Annotated in this window: 20 protein-coding genes; 13 read left to right on the top strand and 7 right to left on the bottom strand. The window is 35.6% G+C overall.

Going from position 1 to position 21,445, the window contains the following annotated elements; genetic code table 11:
- Positions 1-6: 6 nt before the first annotated feature.
- Positions 7-348, bottom strand: a complete 342-nt coding sequence (locus AC07WY_RS01905) for a helix-turn-helix transcriptional regulator (RefSeq protein ID WP_051065603.1) — start codon at positions 346-348, stop codon at positions 7-9.
- A gap of 218 nt (positions 349-566) precedes the next feature.
- Complete coding sequence (locus AC07WY_RS01900) at positions 567-1,484, bottom strand: LysR family transcriptional regulator (RefSeq protein ID WP_494735599.1); 918 nt, start codon at positions 1,482-1,484, stop codon at positions 567-569.
- A gap of 106 nt (positions 1,485-1,590) precedes the next feature.
- On the opposite strand from AC07WY_RS01900, the gene AC07WY_RS01895 reads away from it, so the two are divergent.
- The 6 genes from AC07WY_RS01895 to AC07WY_RS01870 all read left to right on the top strand — a co-directional run bounded on the left by AC07WY_RS01895 (position 1,591) and on the right by AC07WY_RS01870 (position 6,770).
- A complete protein-coding gene (locus tag AC07WY_RS01895) occupies positions 1,591-2,829 on the top strand; it encodes an acyl-CoA dehydrogenase family protein (protein WP_494735598.1) in 1,239 nt (412 codons plus the stop codon).
- Between the two features lie 133 nt (positions 2,830-2,962).
- Positions 2,963-4,084, top strand: a complete 1,122-nt coding sequence (locus tag AC07WY_RS01890; RefSeq protein ID WP_494735597.1) for a phosphotransferase family protein — start codon at positions 2,963-2,965, stop codon at positions 4,082-4,084.
- Positions 4,081-4,779 carry a histidine phosphatase family protein gene (locus AC07WY_RS01885; RefSeq protein ID WP_494735596.1) on the top strand — a complete coding sequence of 233 codons (699 nt, stop codon included), beginning with the start codon at positions 4,081-4,083 and terminating at the stop codon, positions 4,777-4,779. The genes AC07WY_RS01890 and AC07WY_RS01885 overlap by 4 nt, the downstream gene beginning before the upstream one ends.
- 43 nt (positions 4,780-4,822) lie before the next feature.
- Entirely contained in the window at positions 4,823-5,566 is a 744-nt protein-coding gene (locus tag AC07WY_RS01880; RefSeq protein WP_004720558.1) for an SDR family oxidoreductase, read from the top strand.
- Between the two features lie 101 nt (positions 5,567-5,667).
- Positions 5,668-5,940: a hypothetical protein gene (locus AC07WY_RS01875; protein WP_315079264.1), complete on the top strand. Its 273-nt coding sequence runs from the start codon at positions 5,668-5,670 to the stop codon at positions 5,938-5,940.
- A gap of 116 nt (positions 5,941-6,056) precedes the next feature.
- Positions 6,057-6,770, top strand: coding sequence for an SGNH/GDSL hydrolase family protein (locus AC07WY_RS01870; RefSeq protein ID WP_494735595.1), 714 nt, complete (start codon positions 6,057-6,059; stop codon positions 6,768-6,770).
- 128 nt (positions 6,771-6,898) lie between these two features.
- Here AC07WY_RS01870 and AC07WY_RS01865 read toward each other — a convergent pair whose 3' ends face one another.
- Entirely contained in the window at positions 6,899-7,258 is a 360-nt protein-coding gene (locus AC07WY_RS01865; protein ID WP_419334348.1) for a hypothetical protein, read from the bottom strand.
- Positions 7,259-7,780: 522 nt separating this feature from the next.
- On the opposite strand from AC07WY_RS01865, the gene AC07WY_RS01860 reads away from it, so the two are divergent.
- Together AC07WY_RS01860 and AC07WY_RS01855 are read left to right on the top strand one after the other, a co-directional pair.
- Positions 7,781-8,482 carry a hypothetical protein gene (locus AC07WY_RS01860; RefSeq protein WP_494735594.1) on the top strand — a complete coding sequence of 234 codons (702 nt, stop codon included), beginning with the start codon at positions 7,781-7,783 and terminating at the stop codon, positions 8,480-8,482.
- A gap of 204 nt (positions 8,483-8,686) precedes the next feature.
- Entirely contained in the window at positions 8,687-9,277 is a 591-nt protein-coding gene (locus AC07WY_RS01855) for a uracil-DNA glycosylase family protein (RefSeq protein WP_494735593.1), read from the top strand.
- 229 nt (positions 9,278-9,506) lie between these two features.
- Here AC07WY_RS01855 and AC07WY_RS01850 read toward each other — a convergent pair whose 3' ends face one another.
- Positions 9,507-10,370 carry a DMT family transporter gene (locus AC07WY_RS01850; protein WP_494735920.1) on the bottom strand — a complete coding sequence of 288 codons (864 nt, stop codon included), beginning with the start codon at positions 10,368-10,370 and terminating at the stop codon, positions 9,507-9,509.
- A 168-nt stretch (positions 10,371-10,538) separates the two neighbouring features.
- On the opposite strand from AC07WY_RS01850, the gene AC07WY_RS01845 reads away from it, so the two are divergent.
- Both AC07WY_RS01845 and AC07WY_RS01840 read left to right on the top strand, forming a co-directional pair.
- Entirely contained in the window at positions 10,539-11,936 is a 1,398-nt protein-coding gene (locus tag AC07WY_RS01845) for an aminotransferase-like domain-containing protein (RefSeq protein ID WP_434277298.1), read from the top strand.
- Positions 11,937-12,015: 79 nt separating this feature from the next.
- Entirely contained in the window at positions 12,016-12,666 is a 651-nt protein-coding gene (locus AC07WY_RS01840; RefSeq protein ID WP_494735592.1) for a class I SAM-dependent methyltransferase, read from the top strand.
- 48 nt (positions 12,667-12,714) lie between these two features.
- On the opposite strand, the gene AC07WY_RS01835 is transcribed toward AC07WY_RS01840, so the two are convergent.
- Positions 12,715-14,193 carry a phospholipase D family protein gene (locus AC07WY_RS01835; protein ID WP_494735591.1) on the bottom strand — a complete coding sequence of 493 codons (1,479 nt, stop codon included), beginning with the start codon at positions 14,191-14,193 and terminating at the stop codon, positions 12,715-12,717.
- Between the two features lie 191 nt (positions 14,194-14,384).
- Between AC07WY_RS01835 and AC07WY_RS01830 the strand changes: the two genes are divergently transcribed.
- From AC07WY_RS01830 to AC07WY_RS01820, 3 genes are all read left to right on the top strand, one after another.
- Positions 14,385-15,494: an S-(hydroxymethyl)glutathione dehydrogenase/class III alcohol dehydrogenase gene (locus AC07WY_RS01830; RefSeq protein WP_004720535.1), complete on the top strand. Its 1,110-nt coding sequence runs from the start codon at positions 14,385-14,387 to the stop codon at positions 15,492-15,494.
- Between the two features lie 157 nt (positions 15,495-15,651).
- Complete coding sequence (locus AC07WY_RS01825) at positions 15,652-15,960, top strand: I78 family peptidase inhibitor (RefSeq protein WP_262086036.1); 309 nt, start codon at positions 15,652-15,654, stop codon at positions 15,958-15,960.
- Between the two features lie 383 nt (positions 15,961-16,343).
- The gene (locus tag AC07WY_RS01820; RefSeq protein ID WP_494735919.1) at positions 16,344-17,627 is read left to right on the top strand and encodes a serine hydrolase; all 1,284 of its coding nucleotides are present in this window, start codon (positions 16,344-16,346) and stop codon (positions 17,625-17,627) included.
- 151 nt (positions 17,628-17,778) lie between these two features.
- Here AC07WY_RS01820 and AC07WY_RS01815 read toward each other — a convergent pair whose 3' ends face one another.
- On the bottom strand, positions 17,779-19,347 hold the full coding sequence (locus AC07WY_RS01815) for an ATP-binding cassette domain-containing protein (protein ID WP_494735590.1): 1,569 nt from the start codon (positions 19,345-19,347) through the stop codon (positions 17,779-17,781).
- A 359-nt stretch (positions 19,348-19,706) separates the two neighbouring features.
- Complete coding sequence (locus tag AC07WY_RS01810; protein WP_262086039.1) at positions 19,707-20,912, bottom strand: amino acid aminotransferase; 1,206 nt, start codon at positions 20,910-20,912, stop codon at positions 19,707-19,709.
- Positions 20,913-21,445: the final 533 nt, after the last annotated feature.

Here is a 21,445-nt window from a genome sequence, read left to right as displayed (position 1 = left end):
TACCTATCAGAAATCATCACTAATCACAGACTGTTTTTTTAATCTTGCACGTACTGAACTATTACGATTTTCGAGTGCCAAGCCAACTTCATCCAACTCAGGATTCGCGAGTGAGCCTAGGGTATGTTCAAGGCCAAAGATCACTAAAACTGAAATCACATTTTTTAGGCTGGTACTTGGATCACCTTTTTCCATACGTGAGATCGTTCGGTTATCTACATGAATGCGATTGGCCAAATCATGAATGGTCATATTACGTCGAAGTCGGGCTTTTTTGATATTCGTCCCAATTTGAGTCAACATGTCTTCCACACCATCAAGCATAAAATTATGCGCCGAAGTTCTCATCGCAACATCATCCAAAACATGACATAAAATGTATATTATCATGGTTAACATGGATTTTATGTCTTATTTTTATAATTTGAGTTCAATGTATGAAATGTCAAATGGAATAGATAAGTGGCTTAATTTCACCTACTAGAATGAAGAAAATCATTAAGAATAGGGATGATCGTACGTAAGCGGCTTAACCGCATGCTAAATCCAATCGTTTATAAAATAGCCTAAGCAAAAATTTTAAAAATTTCTTCTCTTAAATAAATGTGCCTAGAATTTTCATTTAGCACACCGTGCCAATAAATTCCCATATTTAATACAGGTAGATCAATAGGATGCTCAAAAATATTAATACTTTGATCAACTTGTAAATGTGCCAGTATCTGCTTTGGAATGGTTAACATCGCATCAGGATATTGTGCTAAAACTTGCAGGGCAGTTGAATAATGCTGACAACGCATAAAAATCTGACGACGAAATTGCGCTTGATTTAAATATATGTCCTCTAAAAGCAAACCAGTACGGCGTGAAGAAACACCGATATGAGGTGATGCAAAATACAGTTCAGAAGTGATATTTATATGCTGAGAACAAATCACAAAATGATCTTGAACCAAATTTTGATAATTAATTTTTTCACCATAGTTTTGTTCTAGATCAATGACAAAATCGACTTGTTGAGCAGTTAAATCAGCAATTACATTTTTGCGGTCAAGCTTGGTGCTTAGAAATTGAATGGTTAAATTCAATTTTTGGAAATGATGAATCAATTTAGGAAAAATAATCGGTTCAATTTCATCATGTATTGCAATGCGTAAGGTTTGTACTGAACTGGGATCAAACTGTTGTTTTTGTTTGGAGATATTTTGAAAAGCAAATAAAGCATTTTGTACAGATGGATAAATCTGTTCAGCAAAAGGTGTAGGCAGCATTTTACTCCCAGCGCGAACAAATAAATCATCTTGCAAATGTTGCCTAAGTCTTTGTAAAGCATGACTCGCAGCAGACTGAGTAATGCATAAAATCTTTGCCGCTTTTGAAATATTTCTTTGCTCATAAATGGTGATAAAAAGTGGGTATAAATTAATATCAATATGATTGAAAATCGACATATCAAGATTGGTTTTATTATGAATCATATTCATTGTGATGTATTGAATTAAATCATTTGGTTCATAATAGGTTTTCAGCTAAGGTAAAGTAAAGAGTCACTATTCAAATATTTATCCATATATTTACAGGAAGATAAGCATGTTTGAACTTTCAGCACGTGCGCAAGAATTTGTAGAACGTACCAAAGCCTTTATTAAAAATGAAATTGAACCTATAGAAGCTGATTTTTGGAATGAAGTCCATCATCTGAATCAAGGCGGTGATTGGACAAAATGGCAATGGCCAGCACAACTTGAAGTCCTGAAAAATAAAGCAAAAGCTGCTGGACTTTGGAACATGTTTCTACCAGATCCAGTATTGGGTGCAGGTTTATCTGTACAGGAATATGCTCATATCGCAGAACTGTCAGGCCGTAGTTTAATCGCACCCACAGTATTTAATTGTAATGCTCCAGATAGTGGCAATATGGAAGTGCTATGGCGTTATGGTTCAGATCAACAAAAACAACAATGGCTTAAGCCGTTATTAGAAGGAAAAATCCGTTCAGTATTCTGTATGACTGAGCCAGCAGTTGCTTCATCGGACGCAACCAATATGCAGGCGACTGCAGTGGTAGATGGTGATGAAATTGTATTGAATGGTCGTAAATGGTGGTCTTCAGGTTTGGGAGATCCAAATGCGAAAATTATTATCTTTATGGCGCATACGCCTGATGAAAGCAAAGATCGTCATCATCAGCATTCCATGGTTTTAGTGCCTGTAGATACTCAAGGCGTAACCATTGAACGTATGTTACCCGTGTTTGGTGATTATGATGCGCCACATGGTCACGGCGAAATTAGTTTTAATCAAGTTCGTGTACCTGTAAGTAATTTTATTGGTGGTGCTGGACAAGGGTTTGAAATTGCACAAGGGCGTCTAGGTCCGGGTCGTATTCATCATTGTATGCGATGCATTGGTGCTGCTGAAAAAGCATTAGAATTAATGATTGATCGAGGAATGAGTCGAACTGCTTTTGGTAAAGAAGTGCTTAAATTAGGTGGAAATTTAGAACGTGTGGCAGATGCTCGTGTTGCGATTGATCAAGCACGACTGTTAACCCTGTATGCGGCGTATAAAATGGATACTCAAGGGACTATGGCTGCGCTTACCGAGATTTCCGCCATTAAAGTTGTTGCACCTTCAGTTCTTGAAAAAGTAGTTGATATGGCCATTCAAATTCATGGTGGCATGGGCGTATCACGAGATACACCTTTAACAGGATTCTTTGCTCAAGCCCGCAGTTTACGTTTAGCGGATGGCCCAGATGAAGTGCATAAAGGGATGATTGCAAAATTAGAAATAAAAAAACGAGGTTATGGCTCGCGTAAAAAATAACAATTTGCTGATAAAAAATAACTGCTTTATGTTAGAGGTGTTATATATAAAGTAGTGAGCAAGTGAAGTTTTTAGTTAAAAGTATCATTCTTTATAGATGTATGGTTTAAAACATAAGATTCAGGGAAATAATATGTCAGTCATTGATATTGGTGGAAGTATACGTGAAGGCGAGGAGCTGGACATTCGTGCTGTCGGAAATTGGCTCATTGAAAATGGATCTGAAATTTCAGGCAATGTAGAAGTGACTCAATATTCTGGCGGAGCTTCAAACTGGACCTATCGTTTAAAATATGACAATGCTGATTTAATTTTACGTCGTCCGCCCAAAGGGACAAAGGCGAAATCTGCACATGATATGGCGCGTGAATATCATGTACAAAAATGGCTTGCACCATACTACCCAGTTCTTCCTGAAATGGTCGCGCTGTGTCAGGATGAATCCGTAATTGGTTGTGACTTCTATGTGATGAAACGCATTGAAGGTATTATTCCGCGTGCCAAACTGCCCCCTGAACTGAATTTTACTCAACAGCAAGTACATGAATTATGTATTAATGTCTTAGACAAGCTGATTGAATTACATCAAGTTCCATATCAAGGCACCGAACTCGAAAAACTTGGAAAAGGTGATGGGTATTGTCGTCGTCAGGTTGAAGGTTGGGATGCACGTTATGTAAAGGCACACACTATCAATGTGCCGAGTTTTAAATTTGTACGTAAATGGCTTAATGAAAATATTCCTGCTGACTCAAACACGTGTTTGATTCACAATGATTGGCGTTTTGATAATGTCATTCTTGATCCTAAAAACCCAACCCAAGTGATTGGTGTATTGGATTGGGAAATGGCAACCATTGGTGATCCTCTCATGGATTTAGGTTCTGCTTTGGCCTATTGGGTGGAAGATACAGACAATCAAATTTTTAAATCAACCCGTCGCCAGCCTACACATTTAAAAGGGATGCTTACCCGTAAAGAAGTGGTTGAATATTATTTAGAAAAAACCGGATTAAAACCCGATAATTGGGCATTCTACGAAGTATTTGGTATTTTCCGTTTAGCTGTAATCGCACAGCAAATTTATTATCGTTACTATCATAAACAAACAGATAATCCTGCTTTTAAAGATTTTTGGATTGTGATTCATGCCTTACATATTCGTGCCTTAAAGCTCATCGGTATACAAAAAATTGAAGCCAATGAAGTTGCACAGAAATATCTTGAAAAATTTAAGGAAATTTTAGGAAAATGACCACAATCTACCTCGTTCGTCATGGACAAGCATCATTTGGTGCAGAGAGTTATGACAAACTTTCACCCAATGGCGAGTTACAAGCCAAATTATTGGGTCAATATCTCGATAAAATTTTGAAAGAAGAGCCTTATGTGGTTGCAGGTTCAATGTTACGCCATCAGCAAACAGCAAGTTTTGCTTTGGCTGAAAGTTTTTCCGATGCTCAAATTGTGACGGACCATCATTGGAATGAATTTAACCATCAACAAGTTTTTGCTCAATATGATCCGCGTTTTAATCAACCGCATCTACTTAAACAGGATGTTGCCAAAGAAAAAAGCCCACGTGCCTACTTGGCAAAAATTTTTGAAGGGGCAATTGACCGTTGGACTAGTGGTGAATATCACCATGAGTATGACGAATCTTGGCCAGATTTTAAAAACCGTGTAGAAACGGCTTTACAGAATTTATGTGATGAGCTGGTGAAGACTAAACCTCGCTATGCAATTGTATTTACTTCTGGCGGTGTTATTTCAGTTGTTGCAGGAAAACTCTTGGAGTTAAGCGCCAATAAAACCTTTGCATTGAATTGGGCAATTGCCAATACCAGTTTAACCACATTACGACTGGTGGGAAATGAACCACAACTATTGAGTTTGAATGAACATCATTTTATTAAGGCTGAAGATCCGCAACTATTGACGTGGATTTAAAATCGCACTTTTAGAAATATAAAAACAGTTTAAGGAATTTGTCATGGCAAAAACCATTTTAATCACAGGCGCAAGTTCTGGAATCGGTGCAGGAATGGCACGAGAATTTGCGCAAAAAGGTTATAACTTAGCGGTCTGTGCGCGTCGTTTAGAGCGTTTAGAAAGTTTAAAACAAGAGTTGGAGTCTAAATATGGTATCAAAGTGATTGCCAAAACTTTAGATGTGACCAACTATGAGCAAGTTTTTCAAGTCTTTCGAGCATTTAAGCAAGACTTTGGTAAGCTCGATCGTATTATCGTCAATGCAGGTGTTGGTGATGGTCGTCGAATTGGCAATGGTAAATTTGAGATTAACCGTGCAACTGTAGAAACTAATTTTATTTCTGCATTGGCACAGTGTGAAGCTGCTGTTGAAATATTCCGTGAGCAAAAGTTTGGTCATCTGGTTGTGATTTCTTCTATGAGTGCACTTCGTGGTATGCCTAAACACTTGACCGCATATGGCGCAAGTAAAGCTGGTGTAGCAGCATTAGCGGAAGGGATACGTGCTGAGTTAATTGACACGAAAATTAAAGTTTCTACGATTTTCCCTGGTTATATTCGTACTGAAATTAATGAAGGGGCAAAAAAATTGCCGTTTGAGGTCGATGTTGAAACAGGTTCTCATTTATTGGTTAAAGCAATTGAAAAACAGCCTGTTAAAGCTTATGTGCCACAATGGCCTTGGTTACCGATAGGCCTAGCCATGAAAATATTGCCATTAAAAATTGTAAATAAACTCGGTTGAGCTTTATTTAGCTTTAAAAGACCCATCAAGGGTCTTTTTTATTGCGTTGCATAGATAAAGCTTTAAAATCTAACTGGATAAAAAATAATGAGAATTTTAACATGTTTATCGTATTGGGTTTTTTCCTGACCAGCTTTTTAGTTTTTCTTGCGCGTATCTTATATCTCTTCTTTTTTGAAAAGCACTGTGAAATTCAACAATGCCTGATGCAAATCGATGATATTCAAAAGTTAATGTATCTTGGTATTATTTTAATCGGGACCTATAATGCCTATTTGATGAGCAAAAGCAGAAAGTATGCGGTTTTAGTTTTTGAATTTATTGGTACATTCATATTTGCTTTTGCCTTAAATTTTGTTGATTTAGCCCAATAGCAACTTGGCCATACAATTAAGTAAAATCGACATTGAACTTTATGATTTTAATATTGCGACAAGCTATATCCGACTCTGACTGATTTTGAGGTAGCTTTGTTGATTGGTACTCAAATATGCTTTTAAAAATTTCGACCATTGTTCTCGTTCCCGCATTAATTCTTCAAGGTTATCGCGTCAAGAAAAATACTCCTCGATTAGCTGAACCTCAAGGATTGCGAAAAGGTGTTATAGGACAAGGAAAAGCACTATCTATTTTAATTTTGGGTGACTCTGCTGCCGCAGGTGTGGGGGTTGAAGATCAACGTGAAGCCTTATTGGGGTGTTTACTCGATGAATTAACCTCTAATTTTGAAGTCACTTATCAATTAGAAGCGAAAACAGGAGATAGCACCTTAGAAATTTTGCAAAGAACCAAGCAATTAGACAATCAGCAGTTTGATGTTGTGATTACATCGGTTGGAGTAAACGATGTCACAAAACTTATTTCACCACAAAAATGGATTCAGCAACAAAAGGGGCTTTATACAGAAATTGAAGCTAAGTTTTTACCAAAGATGATTTTAGTCACGGGTGTTCCCCCAATGAATCTGTTTCCAGCATTACCAAATCCATTAGGATGGCTGTTTGGACAGTATTCGAGTGCAATGAATCAGAAGTTAGCCCAATTCATCGAAAATAAAATCAATTATCAATTGATTCGCTTTGATTTAGCCCATTTTAAAACTTTAAATTTACAAATGGCACGTGATGGTTTTCATCCGAGTCAGGAAATTTATCAAATTTGGGCAAAACAAATTTCACAGTGTATTTTTAGCAAATTTAGCTAATACAACGTTCAAATATCTATTTTTGACTATAACAAAAACCTAAAAGCACGATTCAAAAAAGTATCAACACCATTCATAAAATATTGCTTTATTGATTTAGCTAGAAAAAAATTAATTAACTAAAATCACTATTTTGTATTTTTACACTGAATATTTTCTTTTTCTTTGTAATAGTTTAAAGCAATATCTAAGTCTGAAAGTAATTTAGCTTCAGTATAGTTCTCTGGATTTAATTTAAGTAAATTTGGCATGTAATTCGATTTGTATTCTTTAGGGTAATCTTGACATACGATTCTGGTCTTATCATCCAATGTTGTATTTGGATCATCAAGTTGATCAAGAAATTTACTAATCATTTCATCTGATTGTTCAAATTGTGCAGTGAGGGTTGGTCGATCTGTTTGCGCAGTTGCATGCTGCTCAGGCTCTTTATTGCAAGCAGACAGGGCAAGGATCAAGAATAATGCTGTAAAAAGTTTAATGTTCATAACGAATTGATTTTTAATGTTAAGAAAAAGTTTTCGGTTGTATAAAGTCAGTTAATATTTAGATAAATCTTAAAGAACCTTAACTATCAAATATATTACCGAGATATGCAATGATTTTTATTACCATATCTTGAAACTGTTACAAATTCAAGATATTTAATTATTTTATTTGAAATTTCCGATTAAAAACAGCACATCGCCAAGTTTTGTATTTTTTATACGGGTGGAATTGACGCAACAACTTTTATTAGTGCTAAGAATATTGATTAAGACTTTGTTCTATATGAAATTTCTAGTAATTTTTTAAAATCAGTAATCACAGCAGCAGTAAAAATTGCCCTCATCATAAAGAGATTTGACAAAAATAACCTTGTCAGAATATTTTAAAACTTATTTAAAAATAATAGCTTAGTGTGAGGTTGAAAAAATCAGATAATGTGTTGTGTTAAATAAATTTTTTGTAAGGTTTATTTCTGATCTCAACCTGAGTATCTTATCCCCAAAATATTAAGAGGGTATTTCATGAAAAAATTATTCATTATTGCTTTAACAACCTTAGCATCAAGTTTCTCCTTTGCAGAGAACTTACAGTGTGAAAAAAGCTATGAGATTTTTAATAAGCAAGGGGACAAGGAAATAGAAATACTTAAAAATGGTTCACTTGATGATGTGATCAGTTATTATGACCAGATTGAATATGATCGAAAAGTTAAACCTAAGCATCAAGGACAGACTTTTTCTTCAGGCGAATGGATCAGCGATGCTGAGTACAGAAAAGACATTAAATTACAGCAAGATTTAGCCAAAGATGGATCTTATAAAAATATAGATTCTACATTTTTAAAACCAAAATTAAATTATATTTCAAGTGTAGGTGAAGTTTGTGTTGTGCCTATGCAATCACAAGATGAACTATTCAAAAAGTCTATGCAGACTGAAGCTGACATAATTTTTATACGCGATATTCAAACGAATGAATGGCGAAGATTTATCTATTTTGGAATTGAAGATAAAAAAGACTTTAATGAGTTTTTCCCTGATTTTCCTAAAAATGTAAAGCTTGCTCAAATGTTAATAGATAACAAAAATTTTGCAGAGAGCACTTCAGAATTTGGTTTGTTAATGCTTGAAGAGATGGGTGTTGAGATCACAACTGAGATGAAGGAAATGATGAGAAATCAAACAGAGCCTTTTAGAGTTAAGTTAAGCGCGAATGGCTACTGATTTTTATTGTGTAAGTTGTATTTAAACCACCTACGGGTGGTTTTATTGAATAAGCACAACAATCGATTAAGTTGGTTAATTAAAAGAAAATGGATAAATTTACGATTTAAAATCTTTAATATAAAATTAGAAACAACTACCCATGCTTAGCAAGTAAAAATGTTAAGATAAAAGTATAATTCTTAAATTATTTCTTATTTATAAATGACTGATATCGAAATAGAAACCCACCCACTTAAACCATTTCTTCCTTCAAATGCTAAGCTGTTGATGCTTGGTAGCTTTCCACCGCCTCAAAGCAGATGGAAGATGGATTTTTATTATCCGAATTATCAAAATGATATGTGGCGGATTTTTGGGCTTATTTTCTTTGAAAATAAAGACCACTTTTTAGATTTACCCAATAAAAATTTTAAAGAACAACGTATTCGCGAATTCTTAATCGAAAAAGGTATCGCAATTTTTGATACGGCGTATCAAGTTATTCGCTTAAAAGGAAATGCCTCAGATAAATTCCTACAGATTAAGACCCCCACAGACCTAGCACAGCTTTTAACGCAAATTCCTGAATGTAACAGCATCATGACCACTGGAGATAAGGCAACAGATACCTTGATGTTATCTATGCCTGAAGAAACGGAAAAGCCACAGATAGGGCAATCCTCACAAGCTATATTTGCTGGACGAGAGATAGGTTTATATCGGATGCCTTCTTCATCAAGAGCGTATCCATTAGCACTGGATAAGAAGGCAGAGGCATATAAGAACTTATTTAAAGAAACAGGCTTACTTTAAGTAAGTTTAAACTCATAATTTGGCATCATACTTTAAATGATTCACTAATCAGTAGAGAAGAAAAAGTCAGTTTGAAAATTTTTAAGAATACTGTTCCTATAAGCGTTATATTGGGTTGTCCCAATATCTGTAATTGACTGTTTTTGTTTTAGCTTAGGCATTTATCCTATTGTACTTGATTAAATCGATATACAGATATAGCCAATAAATGCTTAAGCTTTTCCATTTTCTATGCAAATCGTTTTGCCAGAGCAACACAGATCACAACTGCAAAACAAACAACAATCATTGCAAAACTTACATGCTCACCCAATAGAACCGCTGAAAGCATTAAACCAATAAACGGTTGTATCAATTGAATTTGTCCAACTTTGGCAATTCCGCCCAACCCTAAGCCTTTGTACCAAAAAATAAAACCGATCAACATACTAAACAGCGACACATAGATTAAACCAATTATTTCAGGCCAATGAATATTTGCAAAGCTTGCAGGTAGGTAATATAGACTTGAGATAAGCATCAAGGGTAATGCAACCACTAAAGCCCAACAAATCACTTGCCATCCACCCAGTTCTCTTGAAAGCTTTCCACCTTCAGCATAACCCAGTCCACAGACAACAATTGATGCAAGCATATAGAGATCGCCCACACTAAAACTTAAATTACGGTTTTCATAAAACATAAAACCAACCACGATGGCACTACCAATTAAGGCAAATAACCAAAATTGTGTAGCAGGTTTTTCACCCCCACGTAAAACTGCAAAAATTGCAGTCGATAAAGGCAAGAGACCAACAAAGACAATAGCATGTGCTGAGGATACTGTTTGTAAAGCTAATGCCGTAAATAATGGAAAACCAATCACCACACCTAAAGCCACAATAACCAATGATTTAAATTGAGCAAATGAAGGCTTTGATTGCTGTAAAATAAACAAGCAGATTAAAGCAATACTTCCTGCAATGGCTGCCCGAGCTGTGGTTAAAAATTCTGGACTAAAACCCATGACGGCAATACGGGTTGCGGGCAAAGAGCCAGCAAAAATCGCTACACCAATAAAACCATTCAGCCAGCCAATATTTGTTTTATCCATCATCAATTACTCAGTCAATTTATGATGATTTAAGCGCTATTTACTGGAAATATATATGTACACTACAGTACAATTTTAAATAACTGTTATGCTATTTTTACCATTACAATTCTACTCAATCTAACGGGTTTTCTCAGATTTCTTATCTTTAAAATATGTGGTTTTTAAATGGCAAAAACTAAAATTGAACAAACAGTGCTGATGATTAAAAATCAAATTTTGAATAAAAGTTTGATTGCAGGTTCACGCTTACCTTCAGTCCGTCAGTTTGCTACACAAACAAACTGTTCTGTTTCAACTATCGTTGAAGCCTATGCCAGATTAGTTGCGGAAGGTGTTTTAGAATCTCGTCTTGGTTCTGGTTACTATGTGTTAGGTAAAGCCGAACCAATACAAATGATTGATACTGAAATACAGTATCAACGTGAAATAGATCCCTTATGGATTTCAAGGCAGTCATTAGAGGCGAAGACGGATGTGCTAAAACCGGGTTGTGGCTGGTTACCGACCACTTGGATGCCTGAACAATCGATCCGTAAAGCGTTAAAACAAGCTGCCAAATCTGAAATCATCATGCTCACTGATTATGCAACACCACATGGACATTTGGAGTTACGTAAATTTATTGCCAGAAAAAAAGAACTGTATGATTTAAAGTTTAAATTGAATCAGATTCTTATTACTGACTCAGCAACCCAGTCCATTGATTTAATTTTTAGACATTTGCTTAGCGCAGGTGATGTGATTTTGATTGATGATCCTTGCTATTTTAATTTCCGCGCCTTGATTAAGGCACATCATTTAAAAGCCGTTCCAATTCCATTTACAGAAACGGGACCAGATGTAGAAAAATTTGAACAAGCATTGAATTTAAAGCCTAAAATCTATTTAACCAATTCAGGGATCCATAATCCAACAGGGGCCACGATTTCGCTACAAACGGTTTATCAAATTTCTAAGCTGGTTGAGAAAACTGATTTATTGATTATTGAAGATGAAATTTTTGCTGATTTTGAATATACACCAGCACCACGTTATGCTTCATTAGCAGGTTTTAAGCATGTTATTCAGATTGGCAGTTTTACCAAAACTCTTTCAGCAGCAATTCGTTGCGGTTATATCATTGCAGAGTCAGAACTGATTGATCAATTGATCGATTTAAGAATTGCAACCAACTTTAGCAATAGTCATTTAAATGCAGAAATTATTTATCAAGCTTTAATGGACAGCAGTTATCCTAAACATTTAGATTGGTTAAAGAAACATTTGCTTAAAGTCAGCAATGAAATGATGCAAAAGTTGGGGCAACTCGGTATAAAACCGTGGATTGTGCCAACAGCAGGGATTTTTTTATGGTGCAAATTGCCAGATGGTATACAGGCTGCGGAATTATCAAAGTTATGTCTTAAACAGGGCGTAATTCTAGCGCCGGGTAATTCTTTTAGCCAAGCTGAAAATGCAGGACAGTTCATGCGCTTTAATGTTGCACAATGTGTGGATAAAAAAGTCTTTGATATTTTGGCGATGTCAATTCAGCAGTTAAAAATAAATAACTTACAAAGTTAGCGAAAATCCGTTTCCTTATTGCTTTAAAATGTGGGTAAATAGTAAGCAAATTTATATTGATTTCAGTGGAATAATTATAATGAGTGTTCAGGATGTACCGAGTCCAATTGATTTAAAAAATCCACAAGATGCATTGCAATGGGCAAATGAAGCCAATGAAAAACGCCCATGGCGGTATGAGTTTTTTGACTATTATGTGAATTTAATTCAAAAAGCAGCCAAAGAGAAACACTATCAAACTGATCAAAACGCGCAGTTCAATATTTTAGAAATAGGTTCAGGTCCTGGTTTTCTTGCCAAACATTTACTTACCCAGTGCGCTGATATTGAATATACAGCGCTAGATTTCTCTGATGCAATGCATGAGCTTTCTAAAAGTAAGCTACTTTCTTCTGAGTTAGATAGAGTGCAATATCAGATTGCTGATTTTAAAAATGAAGATTGGCGCGATCAGCTTGGACAATATGATGCCATCATTATTCATCAAGCTTTACATGAGTTACGCCATAAAAACTATGCAAATCAATTTCATCAACAAGTAAAGACATTATTAAAACGTGATGCTCTGTATCTCGTCTGTGACCATATTTTTGCATCAGATGCGATGAGCAATAATGACTTGTATATGTCGAAACATGAACATTTTCAAAGCTTAAAATATGCGGGCTTTACTGACATAGAACTGGTTAAAGAGATCAAAGGGCTCTGTCTGTTTGAGTGTTATTTGTAGCAGTAAATTTTTAATAATTTTGGTATATGCGTTGTCATTACACTAAAATTACATCATCCATTCAAGTGGTAAATATGAGACGCTATACATGACAAATCGTTGGAATCGTGTTGTTTCAGGGTCAACTTTATATTCAATCACTTTGCCATCAGCACGATGATCTAGCCAGATCAGTTCACCTTGCGGATTAAGTTTTAACTCATAAGCAACCCTAAATAGGGTTTGATCCAATAGATTTGAAATTTGCTCTTGTAAAGGATCTGATTGAACAACCAGTCCAACTTCGGTATTGATATTGAATGATCTTGGATCTAGGTTAAATGAACCAATAAAGACTTTGTCATCAATATTGATAAATTTTGCATGCAAACTGGATTTATTTTTGCCTTTTTTCGGAATGATATTTCCTGTGAGGACCTCATACCAAGTACGGCGATTGCGTTCTATATAGGGTTTAAATTCATAAAGTTTTGCGCCTCCTTTAAGCAGGTCAACTCGATACTTTTGATAAAACGCATGGACAAGCGCAACATCATTTGCCATAAAGGAGTTGGTTAAAATTCTCACTTTGACATTTTGCTTAGGGAATTGGTTGATGAAATCCGTCCCATTTTTTGTAGGAACAAAATAAGCGGCAATCAAATCCATTTCTTGTTTGGGATCACCCAAATGTTGGTGAATTTGGTGTGAAATTAATTCATTGCCGTGTGCTTGTCCTAAACTTTTCTTTGGAGAATCTGCCAGAAAATCGGCATAAGCCCAATTGATTTTATTTTGATTAAGCTCATTGGCGAGCTCTTTTTGCTCAAGATTTACCTTTTCATCTGTAGTATGTTCAGCTTGTTCAAGTCGTTCAAAGCTTTTTCGTAAAGTTAATAAATCTTGTTCAGAACCTTTATGAATAAATTGATCAATTGGATAGCTTAATTGAAAATTCCAAAAGTCGGTAAAAACTTCATTTGCACGATTGACTGCTTTACCAAAAAATAAAATATCCATATCAGTAAATTGGAAAGATTCACTGGCATCAAAATATTCACTGCTGATATTTCGTCCGCCTGTCACAGCAATTGCGCCATCAGCAATAATTAATTTATTGTGCATTCGATGGTTGATTCTGTTCATTCTAAAAATATAATCCATTACACGAAAGTGTCGGAATTTATAAGGATTGTATAATTTGATCGAAATGTTTGGATGTCTCAGCAATGCACTTAATTGCCGATCTATTTTTGTTCCATTTTGATCATCGATTAATAAGCGTACTTTTACTCCGCGGTCAGCAGCTTTAAGCAATTCGTGTAGCATTAAATTGCCAATAAAATCATCTGCCCAAATATAATATTGTAAATCAAGTGTATATTTGGCCTTTCGAATCAGGTGGATACGTGACGCGATACTTTGGAAAGCATCATTCATGGCTAAATATGCAGTGAGACCTTGAGTAAGCATCTGTTTTGCTTGAGGCTCATTGATCCAATGCTCTGCATATACTTTAACTTGTTGTTCTTGTTCTGGTTGATTCATAGGTAAACTACATCCAGTGATTGAAAAAGCCAAAATAACGAAGGCAAGCGAAGTCTTTGAATGATTCATTCTTTCAATGAGTACTTTAAATTTTACTAAATCATATCATCAAGTTAATAGTTGAATCTGTAAAGAGAAAAAGGTTACTGTAGTCCAACTGTTAAAACACAAACCTATTAGGATATTTAGCTATGAAATCACGTGCTGCTGTTGCATTTGGTCCAGGAAAACCTTTAGAAATTGTGGAAATTGATGTAGCTCCCCCACAAAAAGGCGAAGTCCTTGTTAAAATTACCCATACAGGGGTTTGTCATACAGATGCATTTACTTTATCAGGTGATGATCCAGAAGGCGTATTTCCAGCAGTTTTAGGCCATGAAGGGGCTGGTATTGTTGTCGAAGTTGGTGAAGGTGTAACTTCAGTAAAACCTGGGGATCATGTAATTCCTTTATATACGGCAGAATGTGGCGAATGCTTATTCTGTAAATCAGGCAAAACCAACCTGTGTACAGCCGTTCGTGCGACACAAGGTAAAGGGGTTATGCCTGATGGAACGACACGTTTTTCTTATAATGGTGAACCTATTTACCACTATATGGGTTGTTCAACTTTTAGTGAATATACTGTCGTTGCTGAAGTATCATTGGCTAAAATTAACCCTGAAGCAAATCCTGAACATGTCTGTTTGCTGGGTTGTGGTGTAACGACAGGGATTGGTGCAGTCCATAACACAGCAAAAGTACAAGAAGGCGATTCAGTTGCTGTATTTGGTTTGGGTGGTATTGGTCTGGCTGTTGTACAAGGTGCGCGCCAAGCGAAAGCAGGTCGGATCATTGTTGTTGATACCAATCCTGAAAAATTTAAATTGGCAGAAGAGTTTGGTGCGACTGATTTCGTTAATCCAAAAGACTATGACAAACCTGTTCAAGAAGTGATTGTTGAAATGACAGGTTGGGGTGTAGACCATTCATTTGAATGTATCGGCAATGTCAATGTAATGCGTTCAGCACTTGAATGTGCTCATCGTGGGTGGGGACAATCAGTCATCATTGGTGTAGCAGGTGCAGGTCAAGAAATTTCTACCCGTCCGTTCCAGCTTGTGACTGGTCGTACATGGAAAGGAACCGCATTTGGTGGGGTAAAAGGCCGTACACAATTGCCAGGTATGGTTGAAGATGCGATGAAAGGTGATATCCAACTTGCACCTTTTGTTACTCATACAATGGGCTTAGATAAAATTAATGAAGCATTTGATTTAATGCATGAAGGTAAATCAATCCGTACAGTGATTAACTTTTAAGCTTAAATACTGAGCACCACTAAGAGCCAGTGATACATCATGTATCACTGGTTTTTATTTGCATGATAAATGTATGAGTTTTATATATTAATTCTCTAAGCTTATCTTTTTTTGTTATGTTATGGCTTTAAAGCAAAAAATCAAAATAGGTCGTCCTATGAAAAATGTTGCAATTTTAGGTCTTGGTATCATGGCTTTAACCGTATCAGCATGTTCTTCGCTTCAAACCAATGCAACGCCAGATCAAACAGCACAAAACACTCAAACCACATGTGTTGCTGAACGTGCGGCTCAATTGATTGGTCAAAATGATATGTCTGAAGCGAAAATTAAGCAGCTTACACAAGCATCAATCGTACGTAAAGTTGCACCAAATCAAGGGGTAACTATGGATTATCGTATTGAACGTGTGACAGTAACTGTAGATCCTGCGACCAAAAAAATTACCCAAGCGACTTGTGGTTAATGACACAAATTTAAGTCTTATATGATTGAATAAATATTGATTTGTTCAATCATGATTTTAAAGTTTAATTTAATAAATTCGCTTCATCTATTCGACACAAAACAATCATTATAAAAAAACTAAAATAACAATGTTTTGCTACTGAGTGACAGATAATACTTGCTTAAAGCAGTTTTTTTGTTATGTTTTAAGCTGTACTTTTGGATGTGTAGTGTTAGAGCACAAGACTTCAATTCATTAGCTATTATTAAAACCTTATGAAAAGACTATTTTTAATGCTATTTGCGATTTTGATATCAAACCCAATATTTGCTCAGAATGAAAACTATAAAATTGCCATGGATAATTTTATAAACAACTATAATGCTGATCAGTAGGAAAAAATTTATGATGAATTTTCTGTTGAAATGAAAAAGACATTGCCGCTTGAAAAGACAAAGCAATTTTTCTCAGGATTGAAATCTCAGGCAGGAAAAATTGAAAGCAAAGAATTTCTCAGCGATCAACAAGGAAGTTATCAAAGTTATAAAACCAAGTTTGAGAAAATGGTGTTGACGGTCAATATTTCGCTTGATCAAGAAAATCATATCAAGGGACTTATTATGAAGCCTAATGAAGTCCAAAAAGAGATAAACAGTAGTAATACTGTGAATGCGCTTAACGCTTATCCAAAAGAAATCTCAAACATCATTTTTTCGAATAGCCAAAATTTTCCAAATAATACGCAACTTTCTATTGCAGTCGTTCAAAATCAAAAAGTGAAATATTATGGGGTTATAAAAACTGATGGCAAGATCAAACCAATTGAAAACCAGAATAAGGTTTTTGAAATTGGTTCTATTACGAAAGTTTTTACATCGACCGTTTTAGCTTCGCTTGTTGATGAAGGAAAAATTAAATTAACAGATGAAATCAATCCATTTTATCCATCTTTAAAATTTAAAAATAACACTCAACTGAATTTTAAAGACTTGGCTAATCATACTTCTGGTTTACCACGCTTACCTGAGAATCTAGATTTATCGAATCAAAGTAATCCCTATAAAGATTATGGTAAAAGTCAGATTGAACAATACCTTAAAGATGATTTGAAAATTGAAAATGAGCGTGAAAAAAAATATGTTTATTCCAATTTAGGGGCGGGGTTATTAGGCTATACGCTTGGCGTATCACAAGGAAAAAGTTTTCAAACGTTATTACAAAAGAGAGTTTTTGATAAATACACAATGAAAAACTCATTTGTAAACTCGCAAAATCTACATGATAAGTTAGTAAAAGGGCAAAATCCTGATGGAAAAATCGTATCAAATTGGGATTTTGACGTTTTGTTTGGTGCTGGCGGGCTATTATCAACCACAGAGGATTTAGCAAAATTTGCAATCGCACAATTCGATCCTAAAAATACCGAATTGACTTTAACACGTACACCGACCTTTGAGATGAACAAAGATATGAAAATCGGTTTAGCTTGGCATTTGTTAAAATCACAAAATGGAAAAGATTTGGTTTGGCACAATGGCGGAACTGGTGGCTATTCATCTTCAATGGCAATAAATGTTGAGGATAAGACTGCTGTTATAGTGTTATCTAACCTCTCAGCTTTTCATCCAAAAACGAAAAACATTGATAAATTATGTTTTCAGCTCATAGATGAGAAGCAAAAATAATATTTGGATTTTACATATAGAGAAACTTAACACTGCAAATATTTTGAGTAGATTGGAGATTTACTTTTAGTTTGACCAGTACAATCCGCCATATGGGCAATAAACCATTGGCGGAAAGTTTTTCAAAATGATCAGAATGAAGTAATACTTTTTAACACAGTAAAAATGCTTCATTTACTCCAGATTGCTCAACAAAACAATCATCATGAGAGACCAGAATGACAGCACCTTTAAATTGCTCAATGGCTTGCGCAAGTAATTCTCGTGACTCGATGTCTAAGTGATTTTCAGGTTCATCCAATAACAATAAATCAATATTTTGATGATGCTGACTTATTCCAAGTAATGCAACTTTAAGTTTTTCGCCACCACTGAGTTGCCCCAATTTTAAGAGTGCTTTTTCGCGGCGGATACGCAGTTGACCTAATAAATTTCGCCATTCGACCTCCAGTATATCTGGATTAAATTTCGCTAAATTCTCGATCACAGAAAGATCATCATTGAGTAAACTAAAATTTTGATCCAAATATAAACTTTGCCCGGTAAAGAAAATTTCAGTACGTCGTGATTGATCAATCATTTTTAATAGGGTGGATTTACCCACGCCATTTGCACCTTTAAGCTGGATTTTTTCACCGGCTTGGAGTGACAACTTTATGTTCTGTGTGATGGCATAAGGCAATTGTAAATCGTGAATTCTTAATATTTCACCTTGTTTAGATGATCGAAATTGAAAGTCAAATCGTTGTGGTTTAATTTTTTCTAAAGCTGTTTGTTTCTCCTGTAAACTGCTTTGTGTTTCATCAGCTTGGCGAATTTGCTGTGCACGTAATTTCCCAAAACTTTGCCCAGCTTGCTCTTTTTTAAAATCCAGTAGAATCTTGGCTTGAGAGTTCGAGTCACGCAATTGAGCACCTTTACGTTGACGTTTTTGTGCTTTCATTAAACTATCATGCTGTTGTTGCTTTAACTGTTTAAATTCACGTTTTTCTTGTTGAATAGACTGAGTTAAAGCATGGATTTGTTGTTGGTGCTGTTGAACATAATCAGCATAATTGCCCGAAACATGCTGCAAACCTTGCGCGGTTAAAGCATAAATATGCTGCATTTGATTCAGCAATTGAAGATCATGACTAATAATACAAACTCCCGCCTTATGTGCCTGAATTGACTCAATTAACCATTTTCTTGCCATGGCATCTAAATGATTACTTGGCTCATCTAAAAGTAGATAATGATCTTGTTTTAGAAATAAGCGACACAAAGCCAGCTTGGTTTTTTGACCTTCACTTAAGTAGTGTATGGGAAAATTTAAATCAAGCGGCAGTTGTGCATTGCTTAAAATTTGTTGCCATTTTTGAGGTAAATCCCAACAGTTTTCCACCAAATCATAATCTTCAAAACTGGCACTACTGTTTTCAATACGCTCAAAAGCATTGTGTAGATGAGCAATGTCTAAAGCTTCAGCTATGGTTTTGGCATTTAATCGTTGTAATTGTGCTAAATAATCATGTTGAATATGCCATGCAATTTGCCCTGAATAGGCTAAATCTGAATGCTGTTGTAGGTGTAATAGTTTAAAAAGTAATGATTTTCCCAAACCATTACGGCCAATCACAGCAGAATTTTGCCCTGAAAAAAGTACAAAATTTAGTTGCGTAAATATTGTTTGAGTGGGGAATGCCAAACTCAAATTTGAAATAATACATGCTTGTTGCATTCAATGATCCTCATATAGAGGATGCACAAAATAGTATTTAATAAAAGCTTTAAATAACAGTAGATTATTTAATTTATCGTAAAGACGGTATCAGAACTAAAAGATAAGTGTAGCCTTGAGTAGAATCTATTTTGCACATCAAAAATTAAATAAATAATGATGAGAAAATGACTTACTTCATTGGCGTTACTCTTTTAAGAAAGGGGATAAGAATGCTTATTGTATAAAAATAAATCTGTATGTCAATGTTAAGCTTTTAAAATGCTCATTTAAAAAAGAATCATCTCAAAAACTTAACTCCCTTATGAAAAGGGAGTTAAGTGGCAGTTGATTGATTCAATCAACGCTTATCAATTTATTTAAGCAGTTGCTTTAATGACTTCTGCAACAGATGTTGCTACATAATCAATATTTTTTAAATTTAAGCCCGCTGCACACATACGGCCACTACGTAGCAAATAAATGGCATATTGATCTTTCAATATATCCACTTGTTCAGCAGTTAAACCTGTATAGCTAAACATGCCTTGTTGTTCTGTAAGGTAATCAAAATTACGACCAGGTAAAGCAGCAGTTAATTTTGCCTTTAATAGTTCGCGCATTTGGATGATACGCTCACGCATTTCTTTAAGTTCTGCATGCCATTTTTCAGTTAATATTGCATCATTCAATACATTATCAACCACTAAGGCACCCGTTGTAGGTGGGCTTGAGTAGATACGGCGTACAGTTGCTTTAAGCTGACCTAAAACTTTTTGTGCAGTTGCTTGGTCATCACAAATAAAGCTTAAGCCACCAACACGCTCACCATATAGTGAGAAAATTTTAGAGAATGAATTGCTAACAATGAAATTCAATCCTGACTTGTCTAAAGCACGAATTGCATAAGCATCTTCTTCTAAGCCTTGACCAAAACCTTGGTAAGCAATATCTAGGAATGGAATTAAATCACGTGCTTTCAATACTTCAATTACACGATCCCATTCAGCAGGTGTTAAATCTGCGCCTGTTGGGTTATGGCAACAAGGGTGAAGAAGAACAATGCCTTTTGCAGGGATTTGCTGTAAATCCTCTAACATGCCTTCAATATTGACACCATTGGTTGCTGCATCAAAATAACGGTAGAAATGTGAATTGATTCCCGCACCATTAAAAATCGCAATATGGTTTTCCCACGTCGGTTGGCTCACCCAAACATCAGATTCAGGAAAGTATTTTTTTAGAAAATCTGCGCCTACTTTAAGTGCACCAGAACCGCCTAGAGTTTGAATGGTCACTGCACGACCATCTTTACGTGCTTGGCTATCTGCACCTAAAACCAGTTTCTGGGTTGCTTCGTTATAAGACTTTGAACCATCCATCGGTAAATAAAGCTTTACCTTGTCATTGCTTGGTTCAATATTTTTCAAAGCCGCTTTTACAGCGTCTAACTGAGGAACAATTGTGTCCTCATTATAATAAAGACCAATACTTAAATTTACTTTGTGTGTCCGTTCATCCTTACCAAAGGCTTCCATTAGAGAGAGAATTGGATCACCTGCATAAGGATCTACATGTTGAAACATGGTCTAAAGTCCTAAATCAATCGAAAAAATCAAGTCTGATAATATAGGTAATTCAAACCCCGACTCAACAGTAGATTAAAGTTTATTTTTTATTATTTATTCAACTTTAGATTAGGGTCTGTAGACAATTCGTCTACGTTTGCGACTACGTGTGTTTTTTAGGCGATACTAGGCGCGAAATATGAAATTTAGTCATTCTAAATGAGTAGTTCGTAACGACGTAGCGGCAAAAAACACGCTAGTCCCCGCTGCGCCTTGCGCTGCAAACAAAGCAGTGCTTTGTTCTTGCTCAGGGTTGTGGCTAAAATTATCTCAGCCTACGTTATGAAACTCGAAAATAGTCTCGCTATTCTCTTCGTTTCCTGCCTCGCCTGCTCAATTTTAGTCTACAACGCAAGCCATTTATGAAATGTCAACAGACCCTAAGCTCATCGCACATTTGTCTATATTTATAGCCAAATGTGTATTCTCTACAAAATAGAGGATAAATAAGATAAAACTTAAACAGTGTATCAAGTGCGGTATTGGAAGAG

Source organism: Acinetobacter sp. GW821-FHT01C12, assembly GCF_059422625.1.
Note: the sequence above shows the minus strand (reverse complement) of the source record. Positions and strands in the feature narration are given on the sequence as shown.

Bases quoted from the DNA above. Each gene is read 5' to 3' on its own strand.
- AC07WY_RS01845 (WP_434277298.1), top strand. From the start codon at position 10,539: ATGGCAAAAACTAAAATTGAACAAACAGTGCTGATGATTAAAAATCAA.
- AC07WY_RS01905 (WP_051065603.1), bottom strand. From the start codon at position 348: ATGAGAACTTCGGCGCATAATTTTATGCTTGATGGTGTGGAAGACATG.
- AC07WY_RS01830 (WP_004720535.1), top strand. From the start codon at position 14,385: ATGAAATCACGTGCTGCTGTTGCATTTGGTCCAGGAAAACCTTTAGAA.
- AC07WY_RS01855 (WP_494735593.1), top strand. From the start codon at position 8,687: ATGACTGATATCGAAATAGAAACCCACCCACTTAAACCATTTCTTCCT.
- AC07WY_RS01810 (WP_262086039.1), bottom strand. From the start codon at position 20,912: ATGTTTCAACATGTAGATCCTTATGCAGGTGATCCAATTCTCTCTCTA.
- AC07WY_RS01880 (WP_004720558.1), top strand. From the start codon at position 4,823: ATGGCAAAAACCATTTTAATCACAGGCGCAAGTTCTGGAATCGGTGCA.
- AC07WY_RS01885 (WP_494735596.1), top strand. From the start codon at position 4,081: ATGACCACAATCTACCTCGTTCGTCATGGACAAGCATCATTTGGTGCA.
- AC07WY_RS01815 (WP_494735590.1), bottom strand. From the start codon at position 19,347: ATGCAACAAGCATGTATTATTTCAAATTTGAGTTTGGCATTCCCCACT.
- AC07WY_RS01865 (WP_419334348.1), bottom strand. From the start codon at position 7,258: ATGAACATTAAACTTTTTACAGCATTATTCTTGATCCTTGCCCTGTCT.
- AC07WY_RS01860 (WP_494735594.1), top strand. From the start codon at position 7,781: ATGAAAAAATTATTCATTATTGCTTTAACAACCTTAGCATCAAGTTTC.
- AC07WY_RS01850 (WP_494735920.1), bottom strand. From the start codon at position 10,370: ATGGATAAAACAAATATTGGCTGGCTGAATGGTTTTATTGGTGTAGCG.
- AC07WY_RS01890 (WP_494735597.1), top strand. From the start codon at position 2,963: ATGTCAGTCATTGATATTGGTGGAAGTATACGTGAAGGCGAGGAGCTG.
- AC07WY_RS01895 (WP_494735598.1), top strand. From the start codon at position 1,591: ATGTTTGAACTTTCAGCACGTGCGCAAGAATTTGTAGAACGTACCAAA.
- AC07WY_RS01870 (WP_494735595.1), top strand. From the start codon at position 6,057: ATGCTTTTAAAAATTTCGACCATTGTTCTCGTTCCCGCATTAATTCTT.
- AC07WY_RS01900 (WP_494735599.1), bottom strand. From the start codon at position 1,484: ATGAATATGATTCATAATAAAACCAATCTTGATATGTCGATTTTCAAT.
- AC07WY_RS01875 (WP_315079264.1), top strand. From the start codon at position 5,668: ATGTTTATCGTATTGGGTTTTTTCCTGACCAGCTTTTTAGTTTTTCTT.
- AC07WY_RS01840 (WP_494735592.1), top strand. From the start codon at position 12,016: ATGAGTGTTCAGGATGTACCGAGTCCAATTGATTTAAAAAATCCACAA.
- AC07WY_RS01825 (WP_262086036.1), top strand. From the start codon at position 15,652: ATGAAAAATGTTGCAATTTTAGGTCTTGGTATCATGGCTTTAACCGTA.
- AC07WY_RS01835 (WP_494735591.1), bottom strand. From the start codon at position 14,193: ATGAATCAACCAGAACAAGAACAACAAGTTAAAGTATATGCAGAGCAT.